Here is a 12,053-nt window from a genome sequence, read left to right on the forward strand (position 1 = left end):
AGTTTGGACAGCACAGCTATAACCCTAGCTTCCGTTTGAGCACCGGGACGTATTGTCTGGAGATGTAGACCTTCTCACCGTTGTGCAGCAGCGCCTCGTATCTTCCGTAGAGCACCGGGCGGAGCGACTCGATCTTGGCCACATTCAGAATACTGGATTTGGATGCTCTGAAAAAATCGCCAGACGCATACTCCGTCTCCAGCTCATACAGCTTCAGCCTTGACTCATACACCTTCTCCTGGCAGTAGATGAACACCTTATGATCGACCGCCTCGAAGTAGTAGACGTCACGCGGATGGATGATGTGCATTTGCAGCCCGTTCATGCCAATCAGCTTCCTTGCGCCAGTGTTCACCGAGTAGATCAGCCCCAGCAAGGCTTCATCCGGGTCATTGCACCTGAGGATAATTTCCGGCTCACCACCCTCTGGAACATTCTCAATCGTGATTTTCACCGCCACCGCCTCCTGCCTTCTCTCCCTACAGCTACAGTATATTTTTGTAAAAAGACTTATACAATGGCCTCTGCGCAAGCTGCGCTCCAGCGGGTTCAAGCTGCAGGTTTGGGAGGTCCAACCAGGCTCAACTCCTTCATTGGTTCTTCTGCAATAAATGGTACCGGTTATAAAAAGAAATACGGTATAATAACCGGTATAGGTCGTGAAGAACACGCCGCCTCAATAGAGCGTTTATCTGGAGCTAACTCTGGATGCGTCTCTATGGAGGCGGCTTTTCTTGTGTTCAGGATCACTGCGGATTTCACGGCTAATCTACAGTAAAGGGGAAGCTTCATTGTCGAGATTCGAGCAGCATGTTGAGAAATGGCTTCAGGAACAGATTCATGCGGAGACAAGTTCAATAAGGTTGGAGTTTCTTAATAAGGGGTTGGGGCACGGGACCATTGAATTTCTGCGCTCCGTCTGGTTTCCCGCTGTCGGCAATTTCAAGTCTCTATATGCGGAGTGGGAGGTTCGTGATTTCAACAACGGTTACCGTTACTTAGACCTGGCGTACATGCCTGGCGGTGCCAAGGGCGGCATCGAGATTCAAGGCTTTGGTCCGCATGCACGGGACCTTGATGTCAGACGGTTCAAAGACTTATGCAGACGGCATTGTCTGCTGGCGCTGGACGGTTGGACCTTTTTGCCCATTGCCTATCCGTCTATTACAGAAGAACCTCAGCTATGCCAGCAGCTTGTGCTTGCGTTCATTGGCAGATTCGCTGCTACTGATGTATCTGCATCATTATCCTGGCTGGAGGCAGAAACCGTCCGCCTGGCCCGGCGTATTCTGCGTCCGCTGACGCCGCTGGAGCTGGCCGCGCATTTGCGGGTGTGTGACCGCCAAGCGAGGCGCATTCTTCATCATCTCGTTGAGCTACAAGTCCTGGAGGTGGCGAGTGGCACAGAGCGGGTTCGCACGTATAAGCTCCGGGTCTAACTTTGCTAAGAACCGCTAATCCTGACTCCCCCACTTTTGGTGGACGAGTCTGCCGGCGTGGAGGTGCGTGAGCCTGATGGGGTGATGTGCGTGAGCCTGATGGGGCGATGTGCACGAGCCTAATGCCGCGGACTGAGAAGCCGCTATTTTGCCGAAATCGCTATTATTCGGATGTTCGCGGACTGAGATTCCTCTATCCGCCTTAGAAACCACCCAAACGGCCTGTCTAAGCAGCAATAACGGATTGTCAGTCCGCCGAAAGTCCATATGGCGCTGTAAATCCACATTAGCGGAATCTCAGTCCGTAGCCCCCCACCAACCTCAAAAAAACCCGCAGTTCAGCTCTGCGGGTCCCTGGAATATTAGTTTTTATGACGAGCTTGGGGTAGCTGATGTGCGGGAGACTGATGTCGGAGGTACACGAGACGCACGAGCCTGATGGCGCGGACTGAGAATCCGCTATTTTACCGAAATTGTTACTTATTCGCTTGTTCGCGGACTGAGATTCCGCTATCCGCCTTACAAACCACTCAAACGGCCTGTCTGAGCAGCAATAACGGATTGTCAGTCCGCCAAAGTTCCACTTGGTCCTGAAAATCCACAATAGCGGAATCTCAGTCCGTAGCCTTTGTGAAAATCGCACCCTTAGCCGATCAGCACTCAACTATAGCAGCTTGGCTGATGTCTCTTGACCATCCACTGTCTATTACCGATGCACACTTGACCATACACGGCATCCGCTTGGCACTTTTCCCGGGCAGCCACGCCCTCCCCAACCTCAAAGAACCCGCAGTTCAGCTCTGCGGGTTCTTGGAATATACAATTTTACGGATGCTGTCGATGGATAAGCCGTATTGCTCGCACAATTGGTACAACTCTGCACCTTCTTGGAAGCGGCTACGGATCTCAGCATTGCGGACTTTATAGTAATCGGCTGCCCCTGAGCTTTCGCCCCATTTTCTGCGTTTGCTCTTGCAGGTTGGGATATACAGGGCTTCCCCTTGAATATATTGCTGAATCTCCTTCAGCAGGTGGTCTGGCAACAGCTTTGCTGCATTTATACATTGCATATCTGGCTCGCTCCTTAAAATATATTAATCTTTTAAGGGCAAAGCCTGTGTATAAATAACTGTATTTCTTAAAACATACTTCAGGCGAATATGAATCCGCTCCATGCCAAGCTTTCGCCTTAGTTATTTCACAGGCTTTGCATGGAGCGTGCCGTTCACATACTGACTCATCCGAAACATGGGTCATCACCTCCCGGGATTTAATAATTGGTGCAGATTAACTCTATTCTAGAATAATTTCCATATTGGTTCAACAACGGATGTGCGCGGTGCCAGGAGTATAGTGTTTAGCTATAATCAAAGTTTACCGGAAGAACATTAGTTTTTTGCGGACGCCGATTATATAATAAGATCTATATGGTAAAGAAAGGATGCGATACAGCAAATGAAATTCACAGAATATGTATACGAACGACCGGATGTGGAGCAATTCAAACAGGAGTTCACCACTCTGCTGAAGGACCTGGAGACAGGCAATCTGGAGGAGCAAAAGGCTGCCGTGGCAGCAATCAATAAGCTGCGCAGCCGCTTCGATACGATGGAGACCCTCGTGAGTGTCCGCCACTCCATCGATACGGAGGATGCATTCTACAAGGCAGAGCAGGATTATATGGATGAGACCGGACCGGTGATCCAGGAGTACATCACGGATTATTACAGAGCCCTCGTCAACTCCAAATATAGAGCCGAGTTCGAGCAGGAATGGGGAACACAGCTCCTAAGCCTGGCCGAGATCTCACTGCGTACCTTCAGCCCTGAAGTCATTGAAGATCTGCAGCTGGAGAATAAGCTGTCCTCCGAATACTCCCAATTGATCGCGTCCGCCAAAATCCTGTTCCAGGGCGAAGAACGCACGCTGGCACAGCTGATTCCGTTCGATTCTTCCACGGACCGTGAAGTCCGCAAAGGCGTATTCGAAGCCCGTAATGCCTTCATGGCAGAGCATGAACCACAATTCGACCGGATCTATGACGAGCTGGTGAAGGTCCGGGCGGGAATCGCTGCCAAGCTGGGATACAAGAGCTTCGTGGAGCTCGGGTATGACCGGATGGGACGTACCGATTATAATGCTGAGATGGTAGCAGGCTTCCGCAAGCAGGTGCATGAGCATATCGTGCCGGTTGCCGGGAAGCTGAAGCAGCGCCAGCGCGAACGCCTTCAGCTGGACGGGCTGAAATTTTACGATGAGGGTATTAAGTTCAATTCCGGCAACGCTACCCCTAAGGGAGACCCGGACTGGATCGTGGCGAATGGTGCGAAGATGTACCAGGAGATGTCCCCGCAGACCGGTGAATTCTTCACCTTCATGCAGGAGAACGGGCTGATGGATCTGGTCAGCAAAAAAGGCAAGGAATTCGGCGGCTACTGCACCTTCTTCAGCGACTACCGTGCTCCGTTCATTTTTTCCAACTTCAATGGAACCTCCGGAGATATCGATGTGCTAACCCATGAGGTCGGACACGCCTTCCAGGTATACTCCAGCCGGAATATGGAGGTCCCTGAATATGCGTTTCCGACCTCCGAAGCCGCTGAGATTCATTCGATGAGTATGGAGTTCTTCGCCTGGCCATGGATGGACCTGTTCTTCAAGGAGGAGGCGGACAAGTACCGCTTCAACCACCTGGCGGACAGTCTGGAGTTCATTCCTTATGGCGTCTCTGTCGATGAATTCCAGCATTTTGTGTACGAGCATCCGGAAGCTACGCCGCAGGAACGCAAACAGGCTTGGCGGGACATTGAACGGAAATACCTGCCGCACCGTGATTATGACGGCAATGCTTATCTGGAACAAGGCGGCTTCTGGCACAAGCAGGCTCATATCTTCCGTTCCCCTTTCTACTATATCGACTATACCCTGGCCCAGCTCTGCGCCTTCCAGTTCTGGAAACGCTCGAACGAGGACTTCACCTCGGCTTGGCCGGATTACCTGAAGCTCTGCCAGGCCGGAGGCAGCCGTTCCTTCACGGAGCTGGTGAAGCTTGCCGGACTAACCTCCCCGTTCGAGGATGGCTGCATCGGCTCCGTCATCGGAGAGATTGAGGGCTGGCTGAACAGCATAGACGATAAGGCACTGTAAGGACTGGGATTCATACACCAGATACAATTAAGTTTCCATGCACCATCAATCACAGCATCAACTATAAGGGGTTGTCCCAAGTAGCCACTTCATGGCTTCGGGACAGCCCCTTATTTTGAGTTGGATCGGCATGAGCACGCTCTCTTATTTCTTCTTCCGCTTTTCTGCAGCCTGCTGCTGATTCTCTGCCACTCTGAATTTGACGATTCTGGCAATGAGATCATAGGGGAGCGGCTCATTAATGGGGAACTGCACCGAACCCTTGGCTCCTTTGTAACGCGCCAGCTCTTCCTTGAAGACTTCAATCCCGCTGGGTGCCGGGTAGAATCCGATATGGTTCTTGAAGGCGGCAAAATGCACCAGATTCTTATGCAGGAACCAGGTAGGCATCTGGTAGCTGATCTTCTCCACGGCCTCCGGCGCAGCTTCCGAAATGACCTTACGCAAGCTCTCCAGAAGCTCCTGGACCTCCGGTGCAAAGTCCGCAATATATTGGTCAACCGTTTCATAGGTAACTTTGTTCTTTTCCACTTCGGCTTCATCTCCTTTAGGTGCATGCCCGCTAAGCCAACCCAACTTATATGTAGCACACAGCTTCTCATAATTCAATGTGTATTTCCTAAGGAATCTGATATGTGTTTTAATAAAAATCAATCGTTTTTCCGGTTAGCTCCGTCTTACTTATGAAAACATATTTAAAGGACGACTTCTTCCATAGACCAACACAATAAGGAAGAGGGGATGGTGAATGGGGGGAAGACAATGAACAAAGCCAACACAGCAGATCTGGCGCTGATGGATGAAGAGGTATTCTTCGAGCGGCTTGCAAGTGAGCACCGTAAACTGTATACGCTCGCGTACAGCTATTTGCGCTCAGAAGCAGATGCCCTGGAAGCGGTGCAGGAAGCCTCATGCCGGGCTTGGATGAAGCGCAAACAGCTTAAGAACGAGCAGGCCTTCACACCGTGGCTGCTGCGGATTACCATCAACTGCTGCATGGATGAGTTAAGGCGTAAAAAACGCGTCGTGCCGGCGGAGAAGCTGGATGAGAAGGAGACCCAGGAGATGAGGAGCAGCGACCGTCTCGATCTGGAGCGGGCGATGAGCCGGATCAAGCCGAAATACCGGCATGCCGTGATGCTCAAGTATTACCAGGATATGACGACCACTGAAATTGCCAAGGTACTGAATAAGCCCGAAGGCACGGTCAAAACCTGGCTGCGTGAAGGACTTAGGCTGTTGCGGAAATATCTGTGAGCAAATCGGAGGTGACAGAAATGTTGGAAAAAGAAGAGCGTGTCCTGAAACAGGATGCCCATGAGGTCCATCTTCATGCAGAGGAGATTCAGGAATTGAAAATTTATAATGCCATGCGCAGTGGAATGACGCAAGGGAAAAAACGCAGCAAACGGCGTTTCTATTCCTATGGGGCCGGCGCCGTATTAGCCGCGGCCGCAGCCATTTTTGTGATTGTCTCATCTATCGGCTTGCCATCTGGAGGTATAGACGATTCCGGCCTCAGCGGTTCAGTGCAGGCAGCCAGCACCAAAAGCTGGAATGATTTTGCGGACTATCGCAAGCAGCCATTAACGAACCGGGTGGTTGGCGACATCCTGGAACGAAATCTGTTCCAACCGGTCCGTCAAAGCGCAACCAACAAAGGATACCGTATAGATGTGGAAGGCGCGGTCACGGATGGCCGTAAAGTGTATATCCTATTCAATGTGCACAACGGTACGGATCAAGAAGTTGTTACTGCGGATACGAAAATTCAATTCGGTGATTTCGAGGTTCCATATCCACATCGAGGTGCGGCCTTGGAAATGGCGTACGATGGCGACTCCCGGATTCAACCCGGCGGGAGCAAAGATTTTATTTATTCCACTAATTATCCGGCTTCCATCCCTGATTCCAAGGAGGTGAAGTTCACTTTAATTCTCACTGGAACATCCGACCAAGCACTCGCTTCCAGCAGCAGCAAGTATCGGACCGGCCTTGAGGTATCGTTCGGGCTTGATCCGCACAGGTTCAAAGACCAGGAGCACACGCTGCCTGTGAATCGCACGCTTACCGTGGACGGGCAAAAGATCAAAGTGCGCCAAGTACAATATACTCCGTTCAATACTTATGTCGATCTGGAGTATGACAAGGCAAACACCAAACAGATTTTCAGCCTGCTGAATCCTGTTCTGACCGCAACAACCGGGAGTCAAACCGAGAAATTAGTTTATCCGGGCAGAATCACGGCCGATAATTCCGAGGTGTACAAAGACACCTCGCAGGCCACGCTGGTGTTCAGGTATACCGAGCTTAACCAGCCGGACTCCACCACGCTGAAGATTGCCGGGATCTCGGCGCTGGAGCCGGACCGTATGAAATTTGTGGTCGATCTGAACAAGCAGCAAGTGATTGAAGCACCGGCAAACGATTGGGAAATGGTCACATCCAAGGAAGAACATCATGCAACAGCCGCAGAGATTCTGCTCCGGCGTAAGGTGACCCATCTGTCTTATTTCACCGATTCGCAAGGGGCGGTACAGGCGGAGAACATCGGCGCACAACTGGCTGACAAATTCACCGATGCGAACGGCCAGGTGCATAATAGAACGAATCGGGAAACGCCACTAATCGACTTCGGCGGCACCATGATCTCTAGAGATGGTACGGGAACCAGTGAGATCAGTTTATCTTTTGACAGTCAAGCTGCAGATTATCCGCAGCCGCTTACCCTATCGGTAGAGCGTATTTGGAATCCGATTGTGGAGACACACAGTATTGAGCTGTTTGCGAAGAAATAGAAGCTTGCCGCAAACAGCAGGAAGCCCCGCCCAGCCGACAGGCTTGCGGGGCTTCTCCCTTTCTTAAGCCCTTTTGCAGCAGTATAAGCGTTCCACTGCCCTAATTAATCTTGGTCAGCTGCCACTTCTGCGCATCGGTTCCGTTATCTGTCCATTGCTGCACGACCGCTCCGTCTGCGGTAGAGGAGTTCGAGACATCCATAGCCAGCCCGCTGGCTTTGGAGATCAGCTTGTAATATCCGCCGCCCACATCGACGATGCTCCACCGCTGGGCGTTGCTGCCGTTGTCATTCGCCTGCTGAAGCTGGACTCCGCTTGCCGTGGAGGCATTCGGCACATCCAGCAGTTTGCCGCTATGCATCGCTGTAAGCTTGTAGAAGCCGTCTCCTGTACTCTCCACTCTGAATTGCTGATTGGCTGCGGTATAATTGGTCCACTGATGCAGCTTCGCTCCGTCTGCCGTAGACACATCCTTCACATCCACTACCTTGCCGCTTGCCTTGTTCATTAAGGTGTAGACCCCGCCGCTGACAATGCCGGTCGAAGGCGCACCCGCCTGATACACCCGTACATAATCCACAAGCATCTGCGCCGGGAAGGGGGTGGAGCTGTTCGGAGCGCCCGGCCAGTTACCGCCTACCGCGAGGTTCAGCAGCAGGAAGAACGGCTTCTGGAATTCCTCCGTATTGCCGGTTCCGTTCTCAATATAGAATTCATTGAACTGGTTGCCGTCGACGAACCATCTGATGTACTTCGAATCCCATTCCACACTGTATACATGGTATTGGGAGAAGTCCAGATTACCGGATACCCTTCCGAATTCGGCATGGCCGCCTGCATCCCAGTGCACCGTACCGTTGACAGCAGCGTTATTATTTACCCGCTCCATAATATCGATCTCTCCGCAGGCCGGCCAGCCGGGCGGGGTGTTGATATTGGAGCCGAGCATCCAGAACGCAGGCCATAATCCCTGGCCGGAAGGCAGTTTGATTCTGGCTTCGATTTTGCCATAGGTGAAATTCTTGAGTCCCTGTGTCTTAATCCGTGCCGAGGTATAATTCATGCCTTCATAGGATTCTTTCTGCGCCGTGATGACCAAGTTCCCGCCGGTTACCTTCAGGTTCTGTGAACGGTTCGTATAGTATTGCAGTTCATTGTTGCCCCAGCCGCCGCTGCCTGTGCCCGTCTCAGCCGTCCAGTTGGCGGTGTTCAGCGAGGAGCCGTCGAACTCATCGCTCCAGGCCAGATTCCAGGTTGCTGCGCTTGCACTCCCCGCAGGGACCAGTGCGATTAATAACGTGAACAGCATGAACAAGCTTAAGACTTTACCTCTTCTAACCATCTTCGTCCTCCTCTTTTGCCTTTCAAAATTGCCAGCCTTATTTCAATGCACGCGTACGTTCGTGCAGTTGAAACCTTACCCAACCGGTTTCGGATATGGATATTGGCAGCGCCTTCTTCTGCTACATCCCATATATATCGTTTTTGCTTCCCGGAAGAACCAGAAATTTGACAATTCAGCGAACCCGGCGGAAAGTAAGGGGCGTCCTTTCGGAAGACACTGCCTCATCAAGCCCAGCCACAGCAAAAAACCGCTCTCCAACGGAGGCGGTTCATGCTTTTGCAAAGATAATACCTTGATTGCCGTACTACTCGAGTCCGTGCTCTTCGCGGATCTTGTACATCCCTTGCACGAGCAGCTCCGAAGGATCACGGTTAAGCTGCAGATGGGTCAGTAACAGATGGAGCGGGATAGCGCATACGTTATTTCCGTCCGTAATTGCAGGGAAGCCTGCTTCAAAGACCGGTCCATGCTCCTCGTTCCAGGCCAGTCCGGCATGCACCTGCTCCGGTGCGAACTCCTCCGTTACAGCGGCGATACACATCGGAACCAGCACATTATCGACAGCGGCCTTGGCTTCCTCTTCACTGGCGAGCGGCTTAGGCATGGAGTTGCCTCCCTTGGTCTTCATCAGCTCGTGGAAGAAGGAAGCCATCCAGATCTCCGGACTGTTGCCGGACTGGAACCGGGCAGCCAGCTCACGAAGGAAGAAGCCGCAGTAATAATCAGCGTTATCTTTATCCTTCACACGGAATACATATACCGGGCCGTAGTTGTCCAGGTTCAGCACCTGTCCTTCCACATCGCTGAAGCTCATTTTGAGCGCTACAATGCCGTTATGAAAAACAGCCTTGAGCAGCTCATTCCAGTTCTCTTCGGTCATGGCCTGCTCGGCAGCTTCCGCCTCACCGTTGACCGGCTCATTCGTGGTCTCATTGGTTGTTTCGTTTGTCATAATTAAATTCACCCCACTTTCTATCATACCATCCTATTGAACAAGGTAACATACCATATCTCTCAACTCAAATGGAAAGCTCTGCCGGACCCGCATGTATGTCCTTATGTGCAAGTGCTATACTAGACAGGGTACACTAACCATCTCATTTTGCAGAAGGGAATGAACCTAACCATGAATACTGAACAATTGGACCGGATTCACACTGGCCAAGGCTTTATAGCTGCTCTGGATCAGAGCGGAGGAAGCACCCCCAAAGCGCTGCTGCAATACGGTATTAAGGAAGACCGTTATTCCGGAGACGAAGAGATGTATACCATGGTTCACAGCATGAGAACACGCATTATTCAGAGTCCTGCCTTTACAGGCGAGCATATTCTCGGCGCAATTCTGTTCGAGAACACGATGGACCGTCTCATAGACGGGCAATATACCGCGGATTACCTGTGGGAGCAGAAGGGCGTCGTGCCTTTTCTCAAAATTGACCAGGGACTGGCCGCTCCTCAGCACGGAGTCCAGCTCATGAAGCCTATTACGGCCCTCGATGACCTGCTGAAGAGGGCAGTCAGCAAGCATATCTTCGGCACCAAAATGCGCTCCGTGATCCATGAGGCGAACCCGGAGGGTATCCGGCAGGTAGTGGAACAGCAGTTCGAGCTGGCCCGGCAGATCGCCGCCTGCGGACTCGTTCCGATTATTGAACCGGAAGTAGACATCCTCAGTAAGGACAAGCAGGCGTCAGAGCAATTGCTGAAGCGTGAACTGGCCACCCGCTTGTCTGAGCTAGCAGATGGCGTGAAGGTCATGCTCAAGCTGTCGATCCCGACGGAGGATAATTTATACAGCGAGCTCGCCGCAGATCCCCATGTGGTTCGGATCGTAGCCCTCTCAGGAGGGTATACCCAGGCTGAAGCCAACGAGAAGCTGGCCCGGCAGCATGGAGTGATTGCCAGCTTCTCCCGCGCTTTGTCCCAGGGTCTCAGCGATCAGCAGACGGAAGAGGAATTTAACAGCACCCTCGCTGCGTCGATCCAGGCCATCTATGAGGCTTCGATTACTTAAGCCCTCTGGCTGCCTGTTCTCTGGTTTCATAGATTGGCAGACTTAAGCCCCCGGGCCATAAGGCACGGGGGCTGTTCACTGTTGTCTAAGCTCGTAACGGCAGTTAGGCTTGCTTCAACCGCTTAATTCCCTCCCGCACTCTAGGCGCTACCTCTGTCCCGAAGAGACGGATGGCCTGCATTACCTGAGCATGCGGCATGGAGCCGTGCGGGACATGCAGCAGGAAGCGGGTGATCCCTACATGCTCGTAGAGGTGGATGATTTTGCGGGCAACTGTGTCCGGGTCGCCCACATATAGAGCACCGTCAAAGCTGCGGGCAGCATCGTAATCCGCACGTTGATACGAAGGCAGCCCTTTCTCCACCGCCCGGATATTCGTCCGCGCATGTGTGGACGGGAAGAAGCCCTCTACCGCAAGCTCGTCCGTCTCCGCAACATAACCATGAGAGTGTGAGGCAATCGGAAGCTTGGACACATCATGACCAGCCTTGGCTGCTGCCTCCTTGTAGAGCCGTACATGCATGGCATAATCGGAAGGGTTCACATTGCCGATAATCGCCAGTGCAAAGGGCAGACCCAGGGTACCCGCACGGACCGCAGACTCCGGAGTTCCCGCACTCGCAATCCATATCGGCAGCGGATTCTGCTCCGGACGCGGATAGATCTCCAGATTCGTTATAGCCGGGCGGTGCTTGCCGCTCCAGCTCACCTTGCCGGGCTCCCGCAGCTTGAGCAGCAGGTCCAGCTTCTCGTCGAACAGCTCTTCGTAGTCCTTCAGATCATAGCCGAATAGAGGAAACGACTCGGTGAACGATCCCCGGCCCACCATGATCTCGGCACGGCCGCCCGATATTCCGTCCAGTGTTGCGAAATCCTGAAATACCCGTACCGGATCGGCTGAGGACAGAATCATGACCGCACTGGTCAGGCGGATCCGGGTCGTCAGCGGTACAGCGGCCGCCATCAGCACAGCAGGCGATGAAGCTGCAAAATCAGGCCGGTGATGCTCACCCACGCCGTATACATCCAGTCCCACCTGATCCGCAAGCACGATCTCCTCTACCACTTCGCGCAGCCGCTCCGCATGGCTTAGCGTCACTCCGGTATTCACATCAGGTGTTGTCTCGACAAAGGTGCTTATTCCAAGTTCCACGTATTGTTCCTCCTAGAAGTCAGTAATCTTTATATTCTAAAACTAAATAGGTGAATATTCAAAGAAATTATCAAGCCACAGCAAACAGGGTGCCCCGGCTGTGTCAACAGCTCCTGAGGCACCCAATTGTGTGTTAGCTGGTTAATCGTAGCCGCTT

At 52.4% G+C, this 12,053-nt stretch carries 11 protein-coding genes; 5 read left to right on the forward strand and 6 right to left on the reverse strand.

Features of this window, described 5'->3' with window-relative positions; all coding sequences use genetic code 11:
* Positions 1-16: 16 nt before the first annotated feature.
* Positions 17-454, reverse strand: coding sequence for a LytTR family DNA-binding domain-containing protein (locus tag MKY96_RS18165; protein ID WP_340942134.1), 438 nt, complete (start codon positions 452-454; stop codon positions 17-19).
* 337 nt (positions 455-791) lie between these two features.
* Here MKY96_RS18165 and MKY96_RS18170 point away from each other — a divergent pair, with 337 nt between their 5' ends.
* Positions 792-1,439 (forward strand): transcriptional regulator, encoded by a 648-nt coding sequence (locus tag MKY96_RS18170; protein ID WP_340944624.1) that lies wholly within the window; start codon positions 792-794, stop codon positions 1,437-1,439.
* A 794-nt stretch (positions 1,440-2,233) separates the two neighbouring features.
* Here MKY96_RS18170 and MKY96_RS18175 read toward each other — a convergent pair.
* Positions 2,234-2,509 carry a CD3324 family protein gene (locus tag MKY96_RS18175; RefSeq protein WP_209874583.1) on the reverse strand — a complete coding sequence of 92 codons (276 nt, stop codon included), beginning with the start codon at positions 2,507-2,509 and terminating at the stop codon, positions 2,234-2,236.
* 385 nt (positions 2,510-2,894) lie between these two features.
* Between MKY96_RS18175 and MKY96_RS18180 the strand changes: the two genes are divergently transcribed.
* On the forward strand, positions 2,895-4,586 hold the full coding sequence (locus MKY96_RS18180; protein WP_340942139.1) for a M3 family oligoendopeptidase: 1,692 nt from the start codon (positions 2,895-2,897) through the stop codon (positions 4,584-4,586).
* 144 nt (positions 4,587-4,730) lie between these two features.
* Here MKY96_RS18180 and MKY96_RS18185 read toward each other — a convergent pair whose 3' ends face one another.
* On the reverse strand, positions 4,731-5,117 hold the full coding sequence (locus tag MKY96_RS18185) for an iron chaperone (RefSeq protein WP_340942141.1): 387 nt from the start codon (positions 5,115-5,117) through the stop codon (positions 4,731-4,733).
* Between the two features lie 231 nt (positions 5,118-5,348).
* Between MKY96_RS18185 and MKY96_RS18190 the strand changes: the two genes are divergently transcribed.
* Together MKY96_RS18190 and MKY96_RS18195 are read left to right on the forward strand one after the other, a co-directional pair.
* Positions 5,349-5,843, forward strand: coding sequence for a sigma-70 family RNA polymerase sigma factor (locus tag MKY96_RS18190; RefSeq protein ID WP_340942143.1), 495 nt, complete (start codon positions 5,349-5,351; stop codon positions 5,841-5,843).
* Positions 5,844-5,863: 20 nt separating this feature from the next.
* A complete protein-coding gene (locus MKY96_RS18195; protein WP_340942144.1) occupies positions 5,864-7,384 on the forward strand; it encodes a DUF4179 domain-containing protein in 1,521 nt (506 codons plus the stop codon).
* Positions 7,385-7,484: 100 nt separating this feature from the next.
* Here the strand turns inward: MKY96_RS18195 and MKY96_RS18200 are convergent, their stop codons facing one another.
* The gene (locus MKY96_RS18200; protein ID WP_340942145.1) at positions 7,485-8,726 is read right to left on the reverse strand and encodes an RICIN domain-containing protein; all 1,242 of its coding nucleotides are present in this window, start codon (positions 8,724-8,726) and stop codon (positions 7,485-7,487) included.
* A gap of 307 nt (positions 8,727-9,033) precedes the next feature.
* Positions 9,034-9,681 (reverse strand): hypothetical protein, encoded by a 648-nt coding sequence (locus MKY96_RS18205; protein ID WP_340942146.1) that lies wholly within the window; start codon positions 9,679-9,681, stop codon positions 9,034-9,036.
* Between the two features lie 174 nt (positions 9,682-9,855).
* On the opposite strand from MKY96_RS18205, the gene MKY96_RS18210 reads away from it, so the two are divergent.
* A complete protein-coding gene (locus MKY96_RS18210; RefSeq protein ID WP_340942147.1) occupies positions 9,856-10,743 on the forward strand; it encodes a fructose bisphosphate aldolase in 888 nt (295 codons plus the stop codon).
* A gap of 103 nt (positions 10,744-10,846) precedes the next feature.
* Here the strand turns inward: MKY96_RS18210 and MKY96_RS18215 are convergent, their stop codons facing one another.
* Entirely contained in the window at positions 10,847-11,896 is a 1,050-nt protein-coding gene (locus MKY96_RS18215) for an LLM class flavin-dependent oxidoreductase (RefSeq protein WP_340942149.1), read from the reverse strand.
* Between the last annotated feature and the right edge of the window lie 157 nt (positions 11,897-12,053).

This window comes from Paenibacillus sp. FSL R7-0302 (genome assembly GCF_038006885.1).
Classification (GTDB): Bacteria; Bacillota; Bacilli; order Paenibacillales; family Paenibacillaceae; genus Paenibacillus_AQ.

What these genes read in the sequence shown, in the direction of transcription:
- MKY96_RS18180 (WP_340942139.1), top strand. Translation starts at nt 2,895, where the DNA reads ATGAAATTCACAGAATATGTATACGAACGACCGGATGTGGAGCAATTC.
- MKY96_RS18205 (WP_340942146.1), bottom strand. Translation starts at nt 9,681, where the DNA reads ATGACAAACGAAACAACCAATGAGACCACGAATGAGCCGGTCAACGGT.
- MKY96_RS18200 (WP_340942145.1), bottom strand. Translation starts at nt 8,726, where the DNA reads ATGGTTAGAAGAGGTAAAGTCTTAAGCTTGTTCATGCTGTTCACGTTA.
- MKY96_RS18195 (WP_340942144.1), top strand. Translation starts at nt 5,864, where the DNA reads ATGTTGGAAAAAGAAGAGCGTGTCCTGAAACAGGATGCCCATGAGGTC.
- MKY96_RS18190 (WP_340942143.1), top strand. Translation starts at nt 5,349, where the DNA reads ATGAACAAAGCCAACACAGCAGATCTGGCGCTGATGGATGAAGAGGTA.
- MKY96_RS18210 (WP_340942147.1), top strand. Translation starts at nt 9,856, where the DNA reads ATGAATACTGAACAATTGGACCGGATTCACACTGGCCAAGGCTTTATA.
- MKY96_RS18175 (WP_209874583.1), bottom strand. Translation starts at nt 2,509, where the DNA reads ATGCAATGTATAAATGCAGCAAAGCTGTTGCCAGACCACCTGCTGAAG.